The following is a 19,817-nucleotide window of genomic DNA, read 5'->3' on the forward strand; positions in this document are numbered from 1 at the left end:
TTTATTAGGAATAATTCTCAATAGTATTGACTTTTCAGGAAATAAGAGCTATACTTTATTCGTAATCATTACTAATAAGGAGAAAGAACATGAGCTTAGTAAGAAGACGTATGACGAAACAGCGTACTGTCATCTATGACATACTGTGTGCTGATCATACACATCCAACTGCTGAAGTGATTTATGGCAAAACCCAAGAAGTTTTACCTAATATTTCACTAGGAACTGTTTATCGTAACTTAAATCTTCTTGCGGAAGATGGCATGATCAAGAAGCTTGATTTAGGTGACGATAAAGTTCATTTTGATGGTGATATCACCCCTCATTCGCACTTTATCTGTGAAAGCTGTGGCAAGATTATTGATATCAACGTAGATACAAATGACCTTAAACAACTCGAAAATGATCTTGCGACAAAAAACAAGCTTATTGTTCATTCTGCAGAGCTTGTCTTTCGAGGTATTTGTGATGAGTGTGTGTGTAAATCATAAGAGGAGGAAAACATTATGGATTTAAAAGGAACAAAAACAGCTGGTAATTTAATGCATGCATTTGCAGGTGAGTCTCAGGCAAGAATGAGATATACTTACTTTGCATCTCAGGCTAAGAAGGATGGTTTCGTAGAAGTACAGAAAATCTTCGAAGAAACTGCTAACCAGGAAAAAGAACATGCTAAAAGATTAATGAAGTTATTAGTTGCTGGTGGTTTCAAAGGCGAAACAATCGCTGTTGAAGGTAGCTTCCCTGTTATGCTTGGTACAACAACTGAAAACTTAAAATCAGCAGCAGCTGGTGAAAATGAAGAATGGTCTGATATGTATCCTAGCTATGCTAAGATTGCTGAAGAAGAAGGATTCCCTGAAATTGCAGCTATCTTACGTGCAATCGCTCGTGCTGAAAAGATGCATGAAGATCGTTATTTAAAGTTATTAGCTAGAATTGAAGACGGTACTGTATTCAAGAAAGATCATAAAGTATTATGGAAATGTAATAACTGCGGTTATGTTGTTGAAGCTGAAGAAGCTCCAAAGGCATGTCCTGCATGTGCACATCCACAGGCTTACTTCGAAGAATACAAGTTCTTTGACTAATCCAACAGACGGGAATTTCCCGTCTTTTTTATTGCAATTTTTGAACACATGCATTATTATCTAGAAAAGACAAATGCAGAGTAGACAAAGAGGCGTTAAGTGCTCGATGAACGGGGAGTTGTCATCGGGACGAAAAGTTGTTCTTGCGGTTTCTTTGTCGCATCCCGCTGCTACACACGTGAGATGACCTCCGATGTAGTAAAAAGGAAGATACTGCAAAGGAGGTATATTTATGTCTAAATTAAAGAACACTAGAATTTTAGCCATAACAGCAATGTTGGCAGCCGTATCCATTATTCTATCTTATTTTAAGATTCCACTCTCTCCACTTATTGAAATCAGATTTACAACATTACCATTAGCCATTGCTGGTTATCTTTTTGGTCCTGCTATCGGTGGGATGGTTGGCTTGTTGGCTGATGTAGGTGGTTATATCATTGCTCCAACAGGACCTTTCTTCCCAGGCTTTACGATTTCAGCTATTATTAGCGGTGTGATTTATGGTTTGATCTTACATCATCATGAATTCAGCATTAAACGTGTCTTTATTGCACAGTTAATTATTGTACTTGTTGTCAACTTGTTGTTGAACTCATTATGGTTATCAATGCTTTATGGCAAAGCCTTCATGGTTGCTGTGAGCGCAAGACTTTTCAAAGAAATCATCATGTTACCAATCAATACAGCTTTAGTGAGCTTAGTTCTTAAAGCAATTGGTGAACGTTCACTGATCAAGAAAGTCAGAGCCTAAAATGTATTTTGTATTCGATATTGGCAATGTACTCTTTTCATGGAATCCAGATTGCTTTCTAGCCAAATACTTTCCTGACGATGTCATGAGATTGAAGCATATGATTTTCTTGGGTGAAGAATGGAAACGTCTAGATTTAGGGGAATTAAGTTTACAAGAAGTGGAAATATTACTGAGTGAACGATATGTTCAAGATCAAGAAGCTATCCACTTTATCTTTGATCATTTTCAAGAAGAAATGATGCAACCCATCGATGATTCCATCAAAACTGTCAAAGCTCTAAAAAAGAAAGGCTATAAGCTCTATCTCCTTTCCAATCTCAATCAAGAGCGTTATCACAAAAGATATCAACAACATCCTGATATCTTTTCACTCTTTGATGGTGTCACTTTATCAGGTGGTGTTCATGAACTTAAGCCAGATCAATCAATCTATTTGAAGTTCTTTCATCAGTTTCACCTAGAACCATCAAATGGTCTTCTTATTGATGATAACTTAGCCAATATCCAAACTGCACAAAGACTTGGTATGCAGACTTTACTGAGTCTTCCCCAACAAAATTTAACACAAATATTAAAGGCTATGGGCATTGACCTATAGCCATTTGTGTTATACTTATAAAAAGGAGTTTAGACTATGAAAGAAATCATATTTGATATTGGTGGTGTCCTCTTAAATTGGAATCCAGATGTCTTTTTAAAGAAATATTTTGCAGGAAATGAAGAGAGATTAAAGAAGATTGTCTTTTTAAGTGATGAATGGAAAATGTTGGATTTGGGAAATGCAAATGTCAATGAAGTACGAGCTCTCATACTTAAGCATCACCCCAATGACATCAAAGCCATTAATTTCATCTTTGATCACTTTGAAGAAGAAATGCTTCAACCTATAGATGATACAGTTAAGGCAATTAAAGCCTTAAAAAAAGCAGGCTATAAATTCTATATTCTTTCCAATATTCACCAGGACCTCTTCCACAAAAGAACTCATGATTACCACGAGATATTTTCCCTCTTTTCAGGAGCTGTTCTCTCTGGAGAAGAACACTGCCTCAAGCCCGATCCTGCCATCTATCATATTCTTTTCAAGCGCTATAACCTCACCCCTTCCAATTGTCTCTTTATCGATGACAGTCCTGCTAATATTGAAACTGCAAGAAAACTTGGGATGGAAGGTATTGTAAGAAAAGAGCAGCAAAACTTAATTGCCGTACTTAAGACTATGGGTATTTTCCTATAGTCTTTTTATTGACAAATATCATTTGCATATTGACAAAGATAGTTGTCAATGATATGATCATTTTGACAAAGATAGTTGTCAAAATGCAATAGAAAGTTGTCAGGAGGTGGAATAGTGGTACTCAGGAATCGTCTCAAAGAATATCGTGCCATCCTTTCCTGTAATCAGCAGGAAATGGGAAAAAAGTGCGGTGTATCAAGACAAACAATCAGTCTTATTGAACGTGGGGATTATTCTCCATCCGTAACTCTTGCCCTTACAATTGCCAAAATTTGTGACGCTAAGGTCGAGGATATCTTTTATTTGGAGGAAGAAGGAAATGAAAAGAAGTGAAAACAGAAAAGCTTTACCAAAATTCTTATTAACATTACTTATTGCTGGTGTCATTGGTGGTTTTATTGGTGCCCTAATTGGGCAGCTTGATAGACAAATATTTATGAAAGCATCGGCAAATGCAGCTTATGTATTTGGTTATTATATTGTTCCTTGGTTAATGATCATTGATGCTATTGTCATTCTTGTTTTTTGTCTTACATTATATAAACAAGCGAAAGCCCTTTATGATTCCTGGGATCAAGAAGATGATGAAATCATAAATCGTGCTGAAGCAAAAATAAACAGTATTCTCTTATGCACACAAATCGGTATCATCCTCAGCGTTGTATTTCTCGCATGTCTTTATGCATATCATTTTCAACTAGATCGCATTCTTACTATTGTGGCAGAAGTATTCTTCTTTTTCATCTTATTTGAAACAATTCTTTTCCAACAAAAAGCTATTGATCTTTCAAAGATTGGCGCAAGCGAGAAAACAGTATCTGTCTTTGATTTAAACTTCCAGAAGAAATGGCTAGAAGAAAGTGATGAGGCGGAGAAGATTCTTATAGGCAAATGTGCCTACAAAGCTTATATTTCTACTAACTTCGCATGTGTTATTCTCTTAATTGCTTCTACTCTGCTTTGTCTTCTCACATCAGCAGGTTTATTGCCTACTCTCTTTATTGCCATAATCATCCTTGTAAACATGAGTACCTACGCTCTTGAAGGAAGAAAGTATAATCAGACAGGGAGAAAACTAGATTAAACTTATCCCATCAAAGCAAAAAGGAATGTCCTCAGACATTCCCTTTTTTATCCTAGTTTCCACTTGATTTATCCGGTAAAAATGGGCTTAAAGCTTCCGCAAGGCTATGAAGATTACGGGTTTGAATCAATACTTTTCCATTGCCATGGAATGTATTCACCAAGCCTTCTCCCGTTGTAAAGCCAAAAGTACCAGACGCAATTTCAATATTGTAATCTAGATTTGCATCCCAGGCAACAACATGTTCATTATCAACAGTAAGCGGTGTATCAGGCGTTACTGCGAGTTCAACCAAAGCACCAAAGGCATTGACTAAGATATCGCCATATCCTTCTGTTTCCATGACATAAAGACCACCGGTTCCACCAAAGAAAGCCTTGCCCAAATTCTGGCTCTTCATGACATAATTCACACTGTCATCGGATGCTAGAAAGGCACCGGTATTCAAGCGATACTGCTTCGTTCCAACTTCCAGCTTACAGATTGCACCTGGTATTGCTGGAGCAATACCAATACTGCTGCCATCAGTTAAGCCCTGTGCCTGAGTGATAAACATACTTTCGCCACTTGTCAGGCTGCGACCAATGGCACTGAGAACGCCACCAAGACCTTTTCTGTTCGCATTCATTTTCCCAACGATTTCGACATTGGACATATAGGCCATTGCCCCACGTTCGATTTTTATCTTTTCCCCTTTTGCGAGTGTCACTTCTGCCAAGGGGCAATCTGAATCGCCATTTATTCTATATTTCATATCTGCCTCCTATAAGCCAATGGCTTTACGTGCAACTTCAATAGGCATTTCTTTGCCTGTCCAGAGCTTAAAGCTTTCTGCTCCCTGATAAAGAAGCATATAGACACCACTAACTGGAATAGCACCTACCTTCTTAGCACGTTGTAATAATAATGTATCTTTAGGATTATAGACACAATCAAAGACATAAAGTCCTTCATGTAAGTCTGATTCTTCAACAAGACAGCTATCTTGATGTGGAACCATGCCCACACTTGTTGCATTCGCAAGAACATCAGCACTATCAATTTCTTGTTTTAATAATGCTTTGTCATCAATATCATAGAGATGCATTTCTACACCCGTCTTTTCTTCGATCAGTTTTAAGCGTTCCTGTGCTTTCGCATAGAAACTGTCTTTCTTGTTGAAAACGACAATTTCTTTTGCCCCATCAATAGCACACTGAGCCATGATGGCAGCAGCAGCACCTCCTGCACCAAGCAAGACAAGCTTCTTACCTTTGATATCTAAGCCGTTTTCGCTTAAAGCACAAACGAATCCTGTGCCATCTGTTGATGTTCCTGTGAGGACACCATTATCATTGACAACCGTATTAATAGCTCCACATAATTCTGAAACAAGGGAGACATGATCTAAGTACTGACCAATATCACCTTTATTAGGCATGGAAACATTCCAGCCTCTTACTTTCATAGCTCTTAAGCCAGCTACAGTATCTTTCAATTCTTCTTTGCCGACTTCAAAGACCAAATAAACATAATCCAATCCCAATGCATCAAAAGCCGCATTATGCATTTGTGGTGACATGGAATGTCTAATTGGGGTAGCCACTAAACCAATAAGTTCAGTATGCCCCGTAATTGCTAGTTCTCTACCCATAGTTTTTCTCCTTTTTATTCAGTATAGCTTATTTTTCTTTTTCAAGATAATATTTCTTCAAATATTTATCCAACACGATCATCAAAACAATCATTAATGCAATCAACCCTAATAGAATAATACCAAGTTCTAAAAAGAATGTTTCAGGAAATATAGAAATAATAGGATCAATACGTGGATCAATCAGCCAGTAGTTATTACGAAATATCAGCTGATGCATAAGTGTAAATGCCCCATCAAAGTTAATCGCCATAAAACTTCCCACAATACCAATAATCACAATCAAGACAATCGGTGTTGTTTTTAGAAACATATGCCTTTTCTCTTTAAGAGTTGTATGAATAAGAGGAATTAATAGAAGTGTGGAGAGAAGAAAATAGATCTGAATGACTCCTAGAACTTTCTTTACATCCGCAAAATGAATACGCGTTGCCTCGCTTGTAATGAGTTTGCTGGAAACTTGCATTGATGTATGGGTCAATAGTGATAAATAGTGAATGATATTGGTATAATTCTCTTTAATCTGTGTTGATGACATATTGACAAGCTCTGGTAAATGAAAGGAATTGACTTGTTGGTTATAGAGGATGGGGGATAGGAAGGTGGTAAGAATGATTGCTAAGGCAATTATCCAGAATGCTAAGAGAAGGGTGATGAGTTTTTCTTTTTTGGTACTAAGTTGAAAAAACATATAAGTCTCCAAAAAAAGCATGGAAAATCCATGCTTAATAACGCTTTGTATCACTTTCTTCAGTTAAGAAATGTTCACCCTTCTGGACTTCATGACGTACTAAGTCAGGGAAATCCTGCTGTCTTAAGCATTCATAAATACCAATAGCGACGGTATTTGAGAGATTGAGTGAACGGCTATCTGCATACATTGGAATACGTACACATTCCTCTAAGTGCGCACGAAGAATATCATGAGGAATGCCATCATGTTCATGACCAAACAAGAGATAATGATCTCCTTCTTCTGTATAGTTAGCTTCTGAATAGGTTTGATTGGAATAACGTGTATAGAAATGATAATGTCCTGGATTCTTAAATTCAAAGTCTTCCCAATCTTCATAAATTGTAAGTTTTAAGTCCTTGATATAATCTAGGCCAGCTCTTTTCATATGTTTATCATCCAATGAGAATCCCATTGGCTTAATAATATGTAGATGTGTGTTGGTTGCCACACAAGTACGCATGATATTACCAGTATTCTGAGGAATAGCTGGATGGATTAATACGATATGATTCATTACTTATTCTCCTCCAAATAACGATAAAGATCTCTTAGTGCTTTGGCACGATGAGAATACTGATTCTTCTCTTCCATTGTCATTTCAGCACTTGTTTTCTTTAATGGTGGGAAATAGAAGATAGGATCATAGCCAAAACCATTCTCTCCGGCAATATGATCATTGACAAGACCTTCAAATGTTTCTTTAAAGACTTTTGTCTCTTGATCAGGTATAGCTAATGCCATGGCACAAACGAAACGACAGCTACGTTTTTCCCCTTCAACTCCCGCTAGCTTATCAATAATTGCCTGATTCTTTATATCATAGCTTGTATCATGCCCCATCCATCTTGCACTATAGATGCCTGGTTCTTTATTTAAATAATCAACTTCTAAACCTGAGTCATCGGCTAAAACAGGACGTTGCACTTGTTTCATAATGCTTTCAGCTTTAATAATGGCATTCTCTTCAAATGTTGTACCATTTTCTTCAATATCTACATCATCCCCTAAGACATCCTTCATGCTTAAGACATGGATATCTAAAGGTTCAAGCATGGCTTTAATTTCTTTGATTTTTCCTTGATTACCACTTGCGACAATAATCTCTTTCATATCTTTTTTTCCTCAACTTTGCATCTATTATACAATAATATTCACGAAAAGAAAGAATCTTTAGTATAATGGTGGTGGTGATAAAATGAAAAAGTTAATTATTAATGCGGATGATTTTGGTTTAACACATGGATGTAATCAAGGCATCCTGGAAGGTCATAAAAAAGGCCTTATTTCTTCAACAACAGTCATGATGACATGTCCTGATATCGAGAAAAGCTTAGCTCTACTTGAAGGCGTAGATGATTTAGGGATTGGTGTTCATCTTTGTATCACATCCGGTCATCCATTAACTGCTGGACAAAGCTTTAGAGACAGGGATGGGAGTTTTAGAAAACGTAACACCTATCTTCATGGCATTGATTGTGATATTGACGAAGTCTATCAGGAATGGAAAGCACAGATTGATACTTTTATCAAACTCACAGGTCGCAAGCCCGATCATTTCGATAGCCATCATCATATTCATCTCATGCCTCGTTTCCTTGATGTCACAAGAAAGCTATCTCAAGAATACAACTTACCAATAAGGCAGGACAAAAGAACCTTGACAGATCAGCCCTTTGTGCAATGTTTTACTGACTTCCATGCTTCCAATGCCAACATCGAGACATTAAAAAAGATTATCACTATGCCTGAAGAAAACATTGAAATCATGACCCATCCTGCTTTTGTAGATGAAGAACTTTGTAGGATTTCTTCTTATAGTGTGGAAAGAAAAGTGGAACTTGATTTCTGGATGGATTCAGAAACAAAAGCCTTTCTCAATGAACATCATATAGCCATTACAAACTATACAAAAATAGCGAAGCACTAAGCTTCGCATTTTTATTCAAATAAACCAGAATAATAAACCTTTTGACACCAGCGATGATCCAAATGACTCATCACATAATGCTTGAGTAAGATTGTGAGTGAATAACCAACTATTGCTGAGAAAAAGCCAACAAGCATACCACCAATAACATCACTAGGATAATGAACCATAAGATAATTACGAGACATACCCATAACAATGACAAAGATAAATCCTAGCCAGCTATATTTTTTATTACAAGTCAAAAAGATAGCTGTCATTGCAGCCATGGTAGCTGTTGCATGTCCACTAGGGAACGAATACTCGCCAACATGTACACTTCCAACATACTTCCACCAGCTTATATATTCAGGATGACCTGATTGAAATGGTCTATATCTACCAATATAGTTCTTTAAAAATACATTTCCAACAATAAAACCAATAGCCATCGAAACAACCATCACAAGCCCCACTTTTCTTGTCTTCTTAAAGAATAATAATATGATTGCGATAGCGAGAAGTGGCAAGCCTTTCTCAACATCAAAGAAATAACTCACTAATCTAAAGAATGGTGTTACGGCATTATTTGTAGAAACAGCTAAGTTGTGATAAAACTGCAACAAAGAATAATCAAATGCATGTATAAAATTCATCATTTTTCATTTCTCCTGACATCTTTTGCTTCAATAGCCCTGATGATCTTACAAGGATTTCCTCCGGCAATAACATAGGGAGGAATATCATTAGTGACAACTGATCCTGGAATAATGTAAGCACCTTGATTTATTCTGACATTAGGACAGATGACACTGCCACCACCAATATACACATGATCATGAATAAAGACTGGCATGCTTCTTTCATAACCAAGACTACGATCTTGTTCATTATAAGGGGTTATACTTGTGAGAATCGTGACATTGGCACCAATAGTCACCTGATTACCAATAATAACTTTATTTGTATCTTCAATAGAAAGATTCTTTTTCGCATAGAAGTTATAACCCACTTCAATATTATAGCCATAAACACATTGAAAAGGCTGCTCGATCATCAACTCCCCTGAGGCATGAATAAGACTCTTGATTTTTTCATCAAGATAAGCACGATCACGGGGACTTGTACTATTATACGCAATAAGTGCTGTTGTGCAATCATCTCTTTCATCTATGAGTTCTTCATTCCAGGGTTGATAGACTTCCCCCTTCAACATTTTTTCTTTTTCCGTCATATTATTTGTCCTTATTATAGAGATCTTGAATACGATTATAGAGCTTAGCACAGTCATATGTCGCAAAGATATCCGTTGGAATGGTATCAATAGGTACATCCTTTATTGTTTCTCTAAGCTTGTCTGTGGCATAGCGTATTTGTGGGGCAACAAGAATAAGATCATAATTATGGGCAATGGCCGGTACATCACATAGTGCTGCAGCATCAATGGAATAAGGTGCATGGGATAAAGCCAGATAGTTATTCATCTTCATCTTGAAATAACTCGTTGTCATGCCGCCACTGCAACAAAGCAAAACTCTCTCTTTATGTACAGTCCCCTTTCTTGTCAATTCCTTCATCATGGCACGATAAAAGGAGACGGCAAGAGGATAGTGCTTAAATTCATAATGAAGATAGAAATGCATATCCCCATAACGATCATTCACCCATTCTTCATGCATGCCATTTTCCCGCATAATAAGTGTCGCTGACTTATCTTCATACATGAAGATCAATGTTTCATGATCCTTTTGTTTTACTGTTACACCTTCATAATCACTTGCATGCATACTCGCCCACAAGTGAAATACCGCCCTATTTTCCTTAAATAAATCCATATTCTTACCCTCTTATCTCTATCTTAAGATGATTTTAACATTTTTTCAACACACAGATCATAAGAGGAAATTGCTTTAAAGCCTTAATCCTTTTATATCCTTAATGCGTGTTAGAATGACATTTGTCGTCATATGTTTAATGCCAGGAAGTTGATCCATCACATTATGTAAGAAGCTATCCATTTCATCCTGACTGCTTAATAAGGCATGAACATGAAGATGATAGTCTCCCGTTGTACGATAAAGCTGTGTGATATGATCCTGACTATTCAATATCTCAACAACCTCCCTAAAAGACTCGGGTCTTGTCTCAATATCAAAATAAAGCGAAATCGCATCACTCATCTTTTGAGGATTAAGTATAGTTGTATAACCTTCAATAACTCCTTTTTTCTCTAATTCATCAATATGATTCTTAATTGCGACTCTTGAAAGACCTAGCTTTTCTGCAATTTGTGAATAAGTATAGCGCGCATTCTCAATTAATAATGCGATAATCTTTTGATCAATGTCATTTAAGCCTTCTAAAAACATCATTTCATCACCCCATATAATGTATCATCACTCACTTGACATGACAATATGAAACTACTAGATTATAATTTGTAACATTATTAAGTTATATATTTCATATATTAATCATGATATAACAAGGTGAATGATTATGTATTATAAACTGACTGAAGGATCCATCCCAAAGAATCTCATTTTATTTGCCCTGCCAATGATTGCCGGCAACCTCCTCCAACAAATCTATAACATCACCGATACACTTATTGTTGGACAGTTTATTGGTGTTCATGCCCTTGGTGCAGTTGGTTCGGCTTATGCCCTGATGGTCTTCTTGACTTCTATTTTTATTGGTTTATCAATGGGCATTGGATCATTGTTTTCCATCTATTATGGAGCCAAAAATGATCATGCTCTTAAAACAGCAATTGTGCATGCCTTCTTCTTAGTGATTGGTGTGGCTTTGACTTTGACAGTCCTCTCATATCTATTGATCCATCCCATTCTCACTTTCCTCAATGTCCCTACAGTCATCGTGCCGGATTTGAAAACATACTTAATGTGGATTTTAAGTGGAATGGTTGCTGTGGCCTTTTATAATTTCTTTGCCTCTCTTTTACGTGCTGTTGGCAATTCAACCATCCCGCTCTACTTCTTAGCTTTTTCCGCCATCACCAACATCCTTCTTGATAGCCTATTTGTGATTGTCTTTCAAATGGGTATTGCAGGAGCAGCGATTGCGACAGTCATTGCCCAATATCTCAGTGCGATAGGCATTACATTTTATGTACTGACAAAATGCAAGTCACTCTTGCCGACAAGAGAACATTTTTATTATGACAAGGCCATCCTAAAAAGCATCACCAAATTCTCTCTTCTTACCTGCCTCCAACAATCTTGTATGAATTTTGGCATTCTTCTCATTCAACGTCTTGTCAATAGCTTTGGGGCTGTGACGATGGCTGGATTTGGGGCCGGTGTTAAGATTGATACTTTTGCCTATTTACCCGTCCAGGATTTTGGCAATGCCTTTTCAACCTTCGTTGCCCAAAACTATGGAGCAGGAAAGAAAGAGCGCTTAAGAGACGGCATAAAAATAGCTTGTCTTTTAAGTACCGCCTTTTCTCTTGTGGCTTCTCTTTTTGTTTGCCTTTTTGCGAAGCATCTGATGATGGTATTTGTCAAGAGTGAGGAGATAGAAGTCATCCTCTCAGGCGTCCATTATTTACGTATTGAAGGTGCTTTTTATGTTAGCATTGGGATTCTCTTCTTACTTTATGGGCTATATCGTTCCATGAATCAGCCCCTCATGTCCCTAGTTTTAACTATTATTTCCCTAGGCTTACGTGTTGTCCTTGCTTACAGCCTTGCACCTTTCTTTCATGAAACAGGTGTTTGGATTTCTATTCCAATTGGCTGGTTTATCGCTGATGCATTTGGATTCTACTATTACTTTAAGCATCGCTCAGTTCTCATGAAAGAATAGCCTGCTTTTTTAGCGTTTTTAAAGATACCTTATGTCATTTGTGCTATACTTAGCGCTAGGTGATGAATATGAAAGAATTACAGAAATTATTAAAAGAAAACAACATTGATTATTACATTGTTCCTACTGATGATGATCATCAGTCAGAATATGTAGGAAATTACTATCGTGTAAGAGAATTTCTCTCTGGTTTTACTGGTTCTGCTGGTACTTTGGTTATCGGACAGGATGATGCCTATTTATGGACTGATGGCCGTTATTTCATTCAGGCCGCTAAACAGCTTAAAGACGGTATTCAGCTCATGAAAATGGCTGAGCCTGGTGTTCCTACAATTGAAGAATTCCTTGTTGAACACTTAAATGAAAATAGTGTTCTTGCCTTTGATCCAAAGGTCATGACAGCCCGTTTTGTGATTGATCTAGAAAATGCCATGGATGATAGCTTAGAACTTGATCCTATTGATTTCACTGATCAAGTATGGCATGATCGCCCAGAAAAATCTCATGAAAAAGCTTTTATCTATGATACAAAGTATCATGGTGTGGATGCATCTATTAAGCTTGAAGATATTCGTTCCTATATGGATATGAATGGCTGTGATGCCCATCTTGTCTCTTCCTTAGATGATATTGCTTGGATCTTTAATATTCGTGGTAATGATATTGAATATTCTCCAACAGTATTAGCTTTTGCCCTTATTGAAAAAGACAAAGCTGCTCTCTATCTACAAAATGGTGTCTATGATGATGAAATGAAGGATTATTATGCTTCTATTGGTGTGACGATTAAGGACTATGATGCCATTTATGAAGATGTAAGCAAGCTTGAAGGCACATTGCTTGTAGACTTAAATGCGATTAACTATGCACTTTATGAATCCATCAATTGTGAGATTGCCGATGGCATCAATCCATCACAATACTTCAAGAGCACAAAGAACGAAGTGGAAATTGCCAATACAAAAAATGCCCATCTCAAAGATGGTGTGGCCGTAACACGTTTTATGTACTGGCTCAAGCACAATGTTGGTCATGTACCAATGAGTGAAATAAGCGTTGCTGATAAGCTTGAAGATTATCGTCGTGAACAGGACCTCTTCTTAGAACCTTCATTTGCGACAATCTGTGCCTATGGTTCCAATGGTGCCATCATTCACTACCAGGCTACAAAAGAAAGCAATGCCACAATCAGCAATAAGGGCATGTTGATGATTGATAGTGGTGGACAGTACTTAGATGGTACAACAGATATTACACGTACATTTGTCCTAGGTGATCTTTCAAACGAAGAACGTCATGACTTTACACTTGTCGCAAAGAGCTGGCTCCATCTCATGTATGCACGTTTCCCTCATGGCATGACAGGTATTAACCTAGATACCTATGCTCGTGCACCAATGTGGGCAGAAGGCAAGGATTTCAAACATGGCACTGGTCATGGTGTTGGTCATTTACTCAATGTCCATGAAGGTCCACAAGGCATTCGTCCAAAACAACGTACTGGTGAAAATGCTGTCTTTGAAGCTGGCATGATTACAAGTGATGAACCAGGTTACTATCGTGAAGGCCATTATGGTATTCGCCACGAAAACGAACTTCTCTGTGTAGAAGATGGTGAAACAGAATATGGCACATTCTTAAGATTTGAACCACTTACATATGTCCCACTAGACTTAGATGGTATTGATACAAACATGTTGACGGATGAAGAAAAGGCTATGTTGAATGATTACCATCAATTCGTTTACGAAAAGATTGCCCCATTACTCAACGATGAAGAAAGAGAATGGTTAAGCATTTATACAAGAGAGATTTAAAATGAATACACTTTATGACCGTTATCCCAATCTCGAACAACATCCAACCGCAGGATTAATCGTTTTGATTCTGACAGTTATTGCCATGTGGAAGATTTTCAACAAAGCTGGTCGTTCTGGCATTCTGTCACTCATTCCTGTTGTCAATACATGGGTACTCTTTGAAATTGCTGGTTTTCCTGGCATCGTTTCCTTATTTGGCTGGATTGGCTTGTTGTGCTTAGGCTTAGTAGCTATTCCTGCTCTTGGGGCTTTATTGATGTTTGTAGGACTAGCACTTATCCTGATTTTCTTAGTAGCTTGCCTGATCTTCAATTTCCGTCTTTCAAGTGCCTTTGGTCATGGTTTTCTCTTTGGCCTAGGCTTATGCTTCTTTAATACGATTTTCTTGTTGATTCTTGGATTTGGTTCTTCAGAATATCAAGGTTAATCCTAGAACTTGAGGTCTCTTAGCAGACCTCTTTTTCTTCAATGACATATTATGTTTTACAATATTTTTTATTACAGTTTCATAAATAAAAAAAGCGGCATCAAGTGTCGCTTTTGGTTTATGCTTCTAATAAGTTTTCTACTTGTTTATTCTTCTCTAATATCCCAAATACAAATGCACCAATAACTAAAATGACAAGTTCACCAATAAAGACATAACCTGCATTTAAGCCATAGTTCACAAACATGTTTTTCCCTAATGGGAAGTTAATCGCAAGTTCCAATCCAACAATTAAGCCATTCGCAATAGCACCAGCCAATGCACCTAAATAGCGGTTTGGTAACTTATTAATTGCAATGACGGCAACGAGTGTCGCAAAAGTTCCAAAACAAATATCCCATAAACCTAATGGACTAGGAATATTCGCAATCAAACAACCTAAGACAAGACCAGGAATATATTTCTTATTGTAGAATGCGAGAAATACCATGATTTCTGAAATTCTCATCTGAATGCTTCCATAAGAAATAGGTGCAAGCAAGATTGTGAGTGCGGCATAGACTGCGGCAATGATTGCATTGAATGCAATCGTCTTTGTGTCAATTTTCATAAAACATCTCCTTCTTCTAAATAACAGTTAGAAGCCAAACAATGAAAAAAACGACAAAGCATGAGCCTTGTCGCGTAAAAAACTTTTCATGTTCTTAGTTTTTTATACTGGGTTTGGCTCTCGAACCAGTGCGTGTACACTATACCATAGTTACACAAACTATGCAATATATTCACTTAAGAATTCTGGTAAGACTTTCGCATAAGGATCATCAAGATTCATATCATAGAAATGATCTTCTCTGACGACAAAGAGTTCTTTTGGTGAAGTGTTATTGTTGTAAAGGGCATAGACATTTTTGACATCTACATCCTGATTATGACGTGAATGAATGAAAATTGTTGGAATGCTGTTCTTAGCGACATACTTGATTGTATCCATGTCCTTAAGATCACGGCCTGTTTCATTCATAACAATTGTACGCATGATTGGTTTTGTAATAAATGAAGGTAATTTGATGGCTTTTTGGGCTTTGGCCGCAAGATAGCTTAAGACATCGCTATAAGCACCATCACTAATAATACAATCCACATTCTTTAGCTTATTAAGACCTGCTGTATTTAAAATTGTATTGGCACCCATACCCTTACCATACATGATAATATGATGCTTTTCTCCATATCTCTTCAATAAATACTTATTCCAAAGCATTAAGTCAAAGACATCATCATAACCAAACTGACGGATATAGCCATCACTCATCCCGTGTGCACTTGCATCCAACAACAACATATTACAATTCAACATGCTCTCAAAATAATGCATTGCTTCAATAAGATCACTCGCATCTTCCTCTAAGCCATGTAACATCACTAAGGTTGCTTTGGTATTTTCCTTTTCAAAGAAATGCCCACATAATTCTAAGCCCTTATGATTCTTTAAGCGAATCGTCTTGGCACCCACATCACTTAAGTCATCTCTCACGACAACATTACGATAAAGCATTTTGTGCGTAAAGTCAGCTGTCAATTTATAAGCTGAAGCTGTTGATAAAAGACTAATTGAAGTTGCTGTTAATAGTTTTTTCATTCGTACCACTCCCTAAAATTATCTAATAATAATCGATTAATATTTAATACCTGCTCTAATGATGACATACGATATTGATCATTGTCCATTCTACCTGCAAAGAAACGTATTGCCCTCGCTAATTCATCACGGATGGTATTCTTGAGTTCATCAGGAAAGCTTTCAATTGGGAAGACTGTGAAGATCATTGTATTGTAGTCTGTATGGAAGATTTCTACGATTGTCTCATAGCCCTCACTCTTAATAAAGGCATTACCTAGAGCTAAATCTAAATCATGATTGACATATGTCAAATAATAATTAACGACAATACGAATAACATCTTCGACAATTTTATGATAATTCTCATGATCATCATGATAGAGATAATAGAGATAGGAATAAACAATATTATAATCTTTAAAATGCTTTGTCTCTTCACTAAAGAGAATATAATCCTGATCTAAACGTTCAAAAAGCTTATCCTGGGTGCTTGATGGTGCAATAATACGCTTCATATAATCAACCATAATCATCATCGCAAATCGATAATGATCACACAACAATTTAATAATACGATAGGTTTTATCTGGTTGCATGTTATAGAATTCATCAAAATTCTCATAAAGTGATTTGAGTATTTCTCTTAAATAGAAGAGGTGGTATTGGTATTCTGTATCGAGATAGATGGAATTCCCACTTCCCCATTCATATTGATAATCTACATTTTCAAAAAAGGCATAGATGGCATCAAGATATTCTTCATAATGCTTACTTTCTCTTAGATTAGCCATTGCTGGTCTAAAGAGACGATTGAAACGATCACTTGTTTCCTGGTTGACGCCATAATGATATTTCATGAAGTTTAGGACATCAATCCAGTCTCTTGGTGATATTGTTGTAATTTCTGTTGGCTGTTTCTCATCGATAAAGCGTTCATAAAGACTATAGTGAAGATAGTTTTTGTCTTGTAGGCGATTAATGATTTTTTCGATCAGGTCATTGGTAATGTATTGTTTTTCTTGTTCATTGAGCTTCTCGGAAAATGTCACATTAACTTCTTCATCAATAACTGTCAGTTCGACAAAGATCTCAATCGTACGAAAAGAGTTATCCATGATATAGTAAATGCCTTTAACGACAAAATCACCACTACGGTAGGCTGCACGGAAACGATATTTGCCAATATGCTTACTCTCATGGGCTTTGAGGTATTCTTTGAGTACTTCTGTTACGCTCTTTGCCATAATGACCTCCTGCTAGTAATTTGTATCATGCATGCGTTTAAAACGTGATAAGAAATTATGTTTTTTATATTCATCACAATAGAAACGGATATTGCCTTCAGAGAAGTCTCCCCCAGCACTTTGTGCTGTCAGCATGATTTCTCTTGTCAGGATAGGATATTCATCTTCATCAAGATAATAATCCTGCATTTCTTCTTTCACAATTTCCATACATTCTTCTAAATGTTCTTCAATTAAAGCATTTGTTAAAAAATCCATAGTCATAACCTCACGTTTTCATTATACCATGTTTAAAGAAAAATCCCTAACGTAAGAAAGATATTTCATCCGTTAGTATGAACCCTTCTTTCTTTAAACGTTCAATCACAGTCCTCATCTTATTGGCATCAATCGCACTTGCCTCATGAGCATCACAGCCGACAATCATTTTATTGCCAATATCCCTAACCATTTTAAGATAAGGTGCACTTGGATAATGACGATTATGCAAGTATCCAAGCATATTGAATTCAAGAGGGATGTCAAGCTCTTTGGCTTTAAGGCATAGTCTTTCTAGTTCGTTAAGATGTCTTTGATCATGCTGATCATAATAGATGACATCAGGATGAGCAACATAGCTAAAAAGTCCTGTTTCCATGCCCTTAATCACCTGATCACAATAGCGTGTGACAGACTCGAGAGTTTGTGGTGGCATGCCATAATAGCTCCCATCTTCATCACTGCCATCATAATGATTACCTAGAATCAGATAATCAATATCATAGCGTTTAATCGTTTCTTTCATCCAAGCCATCTTATCTTCAAAATACTCAGCTTCAAACCCAATCTTAATATCTATACGATTCTGATATTCTTCACGCAGTTTTCTAAGGGTTAAAACATAATCTTCAATTTCGGTCTCTTGCATGCGCATAAAAGGTTTAAAGGATGAATCATAATGCCATGGGGCATGATCAGAAAATCCCAGTGTTGTAAAGCCTTGATCAATAGCTTGTTCAATATAGTCTCTTTCAAAGCCGATGGCATGATGGCATCGGTATGTATGTGTATGATAATTCTTCATATTAATATAATGGCAATCCTCCTGTTAATTCATCGGCAACTTCTTTTTCAAGGGGTTCAAAGGCAAGACATGTATAGGTGGGCTGGTTGTGGAATTCCGTATGACCAGCATCTTGAATCAGGCAGGAAATGATGCCCTTTTCTTTTGCCTTTTTGTCGAGAGCTAAAAGTTCCTCTTCACTATCGACATAGACACATATCTTCGCTACTCCATTATTGAACCAGTCTGTTAAGGGGGTATGAACATTGGTATCTAAATAGACATAATTGTTGTGTTCTTTTATTTCATTAAAGCGCTGTTCTTTCTTTAATGCCAACAAAACAGCTTCAACACAGGCATGTCCAGCCTGGGCAGCTATTTTACCTTTTCGCATTTTCAAGTCGCGGCGCATGACAATCATTTGTTTTGATGTATACATAAAGCCTCCCAATAATAAAAAAAGTAGAACTTCTTCAGTCCTACTTATTATACGTTGATTAGAGGAAATCGCAAACATAACCACGGGTATCTAATTCAAGTTTTTCAACTTTCCAGCCCTCAATCAGTTCACCAAGTTCTTCCTTTATTCTTACAACACCCTTATCATCTTCTGCTTTAATCATAGCCATGATTGTTGGTCCAGCACCTGATAAATAAACGCCAAGAATCTTATCATCTTTTTCTAATATATCCATAATTGGGAAATAATTCTTTATCAGTTTCCCACGATAGGGCTGATGTAAACGGTCTTTAAAGCCGAGCTTTAAGCCCTGATCATAACCATTGATCAGTGATGCAACCATCAAGGCAAGATGTGAGACATTCTTGATGGCATCAGCACGTTCTAATGTATTTGGTAATACGGCACGTGCTTTAGCTGTTGAAAGTGTAAAAGGTGGAATAAGAGCGACAAAGCGATAATCATTCTTTATTGGTAAAGAGAGTGTTGTGACTTTGTGATCTTCCATAACTGAGACCGTCATGCCACCAAAGATGGCTGGGGCAACATTGTCAGGGTGTCCTTCAATCTTTGTCGCAAGTTCCAAGATATCCTGACGGTCTTCATAGCGATCTTTAAAGGCATAGGCTGCAACAATTCCGGCAACAATACATGTTGAAGAAGAGCCAAGTCCTCTTGTATAAGGCACATCCCCACTTGTGACAATCCGCACACCTTTATAGTCAAGTCCAACTTCCTTAGCTGCTTCATCAAAGGCCTGATAAGTCATGTTGTCTTTATTCGCAAACTGCTCAGGACAGCCAAGTATCTGTAAGCCTTCATCCAGTAATTCAAAAGTGAAAGTATTATAGAGAGTAACGGCTAGACCAGCAACGTCAAAGCCTGGTCCCAGGTTGGCACTTGTCGCAGGCACTCTTACACGTACATACAT

The 19,817-nt window shown here is 37.1% G+C and carries 27 protein-coding genes and 2 riboswitches; of the genes, 11 read left to right on the forward strand and 16 right to left on the reverse strand.

The window, feature by feature from the left end:
- The first annotated feature begins 89 nt into the window (after positions 1-89).
- The 7 genes from T529_RS0102490 to T529_RS0102520 all read left to right on the forward strand — a co-directional run bounded on the left by T529_RS0102490 (position 90) and on the right by T529_RS0102520 (position 4,166).
- Positions 90-491, forward strand: coding sequence for a Fur family transcriptional regulator (locus T529_RS0102490; RefSeq protein WP_033162046.1), 402 nt, complete (start codon positions 90-92; stop codon positions 489-491).
- A gap of 15 nt (positions 492-506) precedes the next feature.
- A complete protein-coding gene (gene rbr, locus T529_RS0102495; RefSeq protein WP_033162047.1) occupies positions 507-1,091 on the forward strand; it encodes a rubrerythrin in 585 nt (194 codons plus the stop codon).
- Positions 1,092-1,165: 74 nt separating this feature from the next.
- Positions 1,166-1,263, forward strand: a riboswitch (THF riboswitch).
- Positions 1,264-1,323: 60 nt separating this feature from the next.
- Positions 1,324-1,842, forward strand: a complete 519-nt coding sequence (locus T529_RS0102500) for a folate family ECF transporter S component (RefSeq protein ID WP_033162048.1) — start codon at positions 1,324-1,326, stop codon at positions 1,840-1,842.
- A gap of 1 nt (position 1,843) precedes the next feature.
- Positions 1,844-2,443: an HAD family hydrolase gene (locus tag T529_RS0102505; RefSeq protein ID WP_033162049.1), complete on the forward strand. Its 600-nt coding sequence runs from the start codon at positions 1,844-1,846 to the stop codon at positions 2,441-2,443.
- A 36-nt stretch (positions 2,444-2,479) separates the two neighbouring features.
- The gene (locus T529_RS0102510; RefSeq protein ID WP_033162050.1) at positions 2,480-3,082 is read left to right on the forward strand and encodes an HAD family hydrolase; all 603 of its coding nucleotides are present in this window, start codon (positions 2,480-2,482) and stop codon (positions 3,080-3,082) included.
- A gap of 114 nt (positions 3,083-3,196) precedes the next feature.
- Positions 3,197-3,415: a helix-turn-helix transcriptional regulator gene (locus tag T529_RS0102515; RefSeq protein ID WP_033162051.1), complete on the forward strand. Its 219-nt coding sequence runs from the start codon at positions 3,197-3,199 to the stop codon at positions 3,413-3,415.
- Positions 3,402-4,166, forward strand: a complete 765-nt coding sequence (locus T529_RS0102520; protein ID WP_033162052.1) for a DUF3169 family protein — start codon at positions 3,402-3,404, stop codon at positions 4,164-4,166. Before T529_RS0102515 ends, T529_RS0102520 begins: the two co-directional genes overlap by 14 nt.
- A gap of 52 nt (positions 4,167-4,218) precedes the next feature.
- On the opposite strand, the gene T529_RS13025 is transcribed toward T529_RS0102520, so the two are convergent.
- Genes T529_RS13025 through T529_RS0102545 form a run of 5 tightly spaced genes read right to left on the reverse strand, consistent with a single transcriptional unit; the run spans position 4,219 to position 7,645 of the window.
- Positions 4,219-4,920 (reverse strand): TIGR00266 family protein, encoded by a 702-nt coding sequence (locus T529_RS13025; protein ID WP_033162053.1) that lies wholly within the window; start codon positions 4,918-4,920, stop codon positions 4,219-4,221.
- Positions 4,921-4,929: 9 nt separating this feature from the next.
- Positions 4,930-5,799: a shikimate dehydrogenase gene (aroE, locus tag T529_RS13030; RefSeq protein ID WP_033162054.1), complete on the reverse strand. Its 870-nt coding sequence runs from the start codon at positions 5,797-5,799 to the stop codon at positions 4,930-4,932.
- A 28-nt stretch (positions 5,800-5,827) separates the two neighbouring features.
- Positions 5,828-6,490 (reverse strand): TIGR01906 family membrane protein, encoded by a 663-nt coding sequence (locus T529_RS0102535; RefSeq protein WP_033162055.1) that lies wholly within the window; start codon positions 6,488-6,490, stop codon positions 5,828-5,830.
- A gap of 34 nt (positions 6,491-6,524) precedes the next feature.
- Complete coding sequence (locus T529_RS0102540) at positions 6,525-7,049, reverse strand: tRNA (cytidine(34)-2'-O)-methyltransferase (protein WP_033162056.1); 525 nt, start codon at positions 7,047-7,049, stop codon at positions 6,525-6,527.
- The gene (locus T529_RS0102545) at positions 7,049-7,645 is read right to left on the reverse strand and encodes an XTP/dITP diphosphatase (RefSeq protein ID WP_033162057.1); all 597 of its coding nucleotides are present in this window, start codon (positions 7,643-7,645) and stop codon (positions 7,049-7,051) included. Before T529_RS0102545 ends, T529_RS0102540 begins: the two co-directional genes overlap by 1 nt.
- 85 nt (positions 7,646-7,730) lie before the next feature.
- Here T529_RS0102545 and chbG point away from each other — a divergent pair, with 85 nt between their 5' ends.
- Entirely contained in the window at positions 7,731-8,462 is a 732-nt protein-coding gene (chbG, locus tag T529_RS0102550; RefSeq protein WP_033162058.1) for a chitin disaccharide deacetylase, read from the forward strand.
- Between the two features lie 11 nt (positions 8,463-8,473).
- On the opposite strand, the gene T529_RS0102555 is transcribed toward chbG, so the two are convergent.
- The 4 genes from T529_RS0102555 to T529_RS0102570 form a co-directional block, all read right to left on the reverse strand.
- Positions 8,474-9,100, reverse strand: coding sequence for a phosphatase PAP2 family protein (locus tag T529_RS0102555; protein WP_051646808.1), 627 nt, complete (start codon positions 9,098-9,100; stop codon positions 8,474-8,476).
- Positions 9,097-9,675, reverse strand: coding sequence for a maltose acetyltransferase domain-containing protein (locus T529_RS0102560; protein WP_033162059.1), 579 nt, complete (start codon positions 9,673-9,675; stop codon positions 9,097-9,099). Before T529_RS0102560 ends, T529_RS0102555 begins: the two co-directional genes overlap by 4 nt.
- Before the next feature lies 1 nt (position 9,676).
- The gene (locus T529_RS0102565; protein WP_033162060.1) at positions 9,677-10,276 is read right to left on the reverse strand and encodes a PTS sugar transporter subunit IIB; all 600 of its coding nucleotides are present in this window, start codon (positions 10,274-10,276) and stop codon (positions 9,677-9,679) included.
- A gap of 75 nt (positions 10,277-10,351) precedes the next feature.
- Positions 10,352-10,813, reverse strand: coding sequence for an Lrp/AsnC family transcriptional regulator (locus T529_RS0102570; protein ID WP_238560772.1), 462 nt, complete (start codon positions 10,811-10,813; stop codon positions 10,352-10,354).
- Positions 10,814-10,940: 127 nt separating this feature from the next.
- On the opposite strand from T529_RS0102570, the gene T529_RS0102575 reads away from it, so the two are divergent.
- The 3 genes from T529_RS0102575 to T529_RS0102585 all read left to right on the forward strand — a co-directional run bounded on the left by T529_RS0102575 (position 10,941) and on the right by T529_RS0102585 (position 14,519).
- Positions 10,941-12,272 carry an MATE family efflux transporter gene (locus T529_RS0102575; protein ID WP_033162061.1) on the forward strand — a complete coding sequence of 444 codons (1,332 nt, stop codon included), beginning with the start codon at positions 10,941-10,943 and terminating at the stop codon, positions 12,270-12,272.
- A 68-nt stretch (positions 12,273-12,340) separates the two neighbouring features.
- Positions 12,341-14,089, forward strand: coding sequence for an aminopeptidase P family protein (locus T529_RS0102580; RefSeq protein ID WP_338010835.1), 1,749 nt, complete (start codon positions 12,341-12,343; stop codon positions 14,087-14,089).
- A 1-nt stretch (position 14,090) separates the two neighbouring features.
- A complete protein-coding gene (locus tag T529_RS0102585; protein ID WP_033162063.1) occupies positions 14,091-14,519 on the forward strand; it encodes a DUF5684 domain-containing protein in 429 nt (142 codons plus the stop codon).
- 118 nt (positions 14,520-14,637) lie between these two features.
- Here T529_RS0102585 and T529_RS0102590 read toward each other — a convergent pair whose 3' ends face one another.
- From T529_RS0102590 to thrB, 7 genes are all read right to left on the reverse strand, one after another.
- The gene (locus T529_RS0102590) at positions 14,638-15,129 is read right to left on the reverse strand and encodes a QueT transporter family protein (protein ID WP_033162064.1); all 492 of its coding nucleotides are present in this window, start codon (positions 15,127-15,129) and stop codon (positions 14,638-14,640) included.
- A gap of 88 nt (positions 15,130-15,217) precedes the next feature.
- Positions 15,218-15,264: riboswitch (PreQ1 riboswitch) on the reverse strand.
- A 24-nt stretch (positions 15,265-15,288) separates the two neighbouring features.
- Positions 15,289-16,158: an alpha/beta hydrolase gene (locus T529_RS0102595; RefSeq protein ID WP_033162065.1), complete on the reverse strand. Its 870-nt coding sequence runs from the start codon at positions 16,156-16,158 to the stop codon at positions 15,289-15,291.
- Positions 16,155-17,384, reverse strand: a complete 1,230-nt coding sequence (locus T529_RS0102600) for a hypothetical protein (RefSeq protein WP_033162066.1) — start codon at positions 17,382-17,384, stop codon at positions 16,155-16,157. The genes T529_RS0102595 and T529_RS0102600 overlap by 4 nt, the downstream gene beginning before the upstream one ends.
- A gap of 12 nt (positions 17,385-17,396) precedes the next feature.
- A complete protein-coding gene (locus tag T529_RS0102605) occupies positions 17,397-17,642 on the reverse strand; it encodes a hypothetical protein (RefSeq protein WP_033162067.1) in 246 nt (81 codons plus the stop codon).
- A gap of 46 nt (positions 17,643-17,688) precedes the next feature.
- On the reverse strand, positions 17,689-18,447 hold the full coding sequence (locus T529_RS0102610) for a histidinol-phosphatase (protein WP_033162068.1): 759 nt from the start codon (positions 18,445-18,447) through the stop codon (positions 17,689-17,691).
- Between the two features lies 1 nt (position 18,448).
- Positions 18,449-18,865, reverse strand: a complete 417-nt coding sequence (gene pth2, locus T529_RS0102615; protein ID WP_173320779.1) for an aminoacyl-tRNA hydrolase — start codon at positions 18,863-18,865, stop codon at positions 18,449-18,451.
- A gap of 58 nt (positions 18,866-18,923) precedes the next feature.
- A complete protein-coding gene (gene thrB, locus T529_RS0102620; protein ID WP_033162070.1) occupies positions 18,924-19,817 on the reverse strand; it encodes a homoserine kinase in 894 nt (297 codons plus the stop codon).

Source organism: Sharpea azabuensis DSM 18934 (assembly GCF_000702165.1).
Lineage (GTDB): Bacteria > Bacillota_I > Bacilli_A > Erysipelotrichales > Coprobacillaceae > Sharpea > Sharpea azabuensis.

Coding starts and splice junctions, on each gene's coding strand:
- T529_RS0102490 (WP_033162046.1), top strand. CDS start 90: ATGAGCTTAGTAAGAAGACGTATGACGAAACAGCGTACTGTCATCTAT.
- rbr (WP_033162047.1), top strand. CDS start 507: ATGGATTTAAAAGGAACAAAAACAGCTGGTAATTTAATGCATGCATTT.
- T529_RS0102500 (WP_033162048.1), top strand. CDS start 1,324: ATGTCTAAATTAAAGAACACTAGAATTTTAGCCATAACAGCAATGTTG.
- T529_RS0102505 (WP_033162049.1), top strand. CDS start 1,844: ATGTATTTTGTATTCGATATTGGCAATGTACTCTTTTCATGGAATCCA.
- T529_RS0102510 (WP_033162050.1), top strand. CDS start 2,480: ATGAAAGAAATCATATTTGATATTGGTGGTGTCCTCTTAAATTGGAAT.
- T529_RS0102520 (WP_033162052.1), top strand. CDS start 3,402: ATGAAAAGAAGTGAAAACAGAAAAGCTTTACCAAAATTCTTATTAACA.
- T529_RS13025 (WP_033162053.1), bottom strand. CDS start 4,920: ATGAAATATAGAATAAATGGCGATTCAGATTGCCCCTTGGCAGAAGTG.
- aroE (WP_033162054.1), bottom strand. CDS start 5,799: ATGGGTAGAGAACTAGCAATTACGGGGCATACTGAACTTATTGGTTTA.
- T529_RS0102535 (WP_033162055.1), bottom strand. CDS start 6,490: ATGTTTTTTCAACTTAGTACCAAAAAAGAAAAACTCATCACCCTTCTC.
- T529_RS0102540 (WP_033162056.1), bottom strand. CDS start 7,049: ATGAATCATATCGTATTAATCCATCCAGCTATTCCTCAGAATACTGGT.
- T529_RS0102545 (WP_033162057.1), bottom strand. CDS start 7,645: ATGAAAGAGATTATTGTCGCAAGTGGTAATCAAGGAAAAATCAAAGAA.
- chbG (WP_033162058.1), top strand. CDS start 7,731: ATGAAAAAGTTAATTATTAATGCGGATGATTTTGGTTTAACACATGGA.
- T529_RS0102555 (WP_051646808.1), bottom strand. CDS start 9,100: ATGATGAATTTTATACATGCATTTGATTATTCTTTGTTGCAGTTTTAT.
- T529_RS0102560 (WP_033162059.1), bottom strand. CDS start 9,675: ATGACGGAAAAAGAAAAAATGTTGAAGGGGGAAGTCTATCAACCCTGG.
- T529_RS0102565 (WP_033162060.1), bottom strand. CDS start 10,276: ATGGATTTATTTAAGGAAAATAGGGCGGTATTTCACTTGTGGGCGAGT.
- T529_RS0102570 (WP_238560772.1), bottom strand. CDS start 10,813: ATGATGTTTTTAGAAGGCTTAAATGACATTGATCAAAAGATTATCGCA.
- T529_RS0102575 (WP_033162061.1), top strand. CDS start 10,941: ATGTATTATAAACTGACTGAAGGATCCATCCCAAAGAATCTCATTTTA.
- T529_RS0102580 (WP_338010835.1), top strand. CDS start 12,341: ATGAAAGAATTACAGAAATTATTAAAAGAAAACAACATTGATTATTAC.
- T529_RS0102585 (WP_033162063.1), top strand. CDS start 14,091: ATGAATACACTTTATGACCGTTATCCCAATCTCGAACAACATCCAACC.
- T529_RS0102590 (WP_033162064.1), bottom strand. CDS start 15,129: ATGAAAATTGACACAAAGACGATTGCATTCAATGCAATCATTGCCGCA.
- T529_RS0102595 (WP_033162065.1), bottom strand. CDS start 16,158: ATGAAAAAACTATTAACAGCAACTTCAATTAGTCTTTTATCAACAGCT.
- T529_RS0102600 (WP_033162066.1), bottom strand. CDS start 17,384: ATGGCAAAGAGCGTAACAGAAGTACTCAAAGAATACCTCAAAGCCCAT.
- T529_RS0102605 (WP_033162067.1), bottom strand. CDS start 17,642: ATGGATTTTTTAACAAATGCTTTAATTGAAGAACATTTAGAAGAATGT.
- T529_RS0102610 (WP_033162068.1), bottom strand. CDS start 18,447: ATGAAGAATTATCATACACATACATACCGATGCCATCATGCCATCGGC.
- pth2 (WP_173320779.1), bottom strand. CDS start 18,865: ATGTATACATCAAAACAAATGATTGTCATGCGCCGCGACTTGAAAATG.
- thrB (WP_033162070.1), bottom strand. CDS start 19,817: ATGTATGTACGTGTAAGAGTGCCTGCGACAAGTGCCAACCTGGGACCA.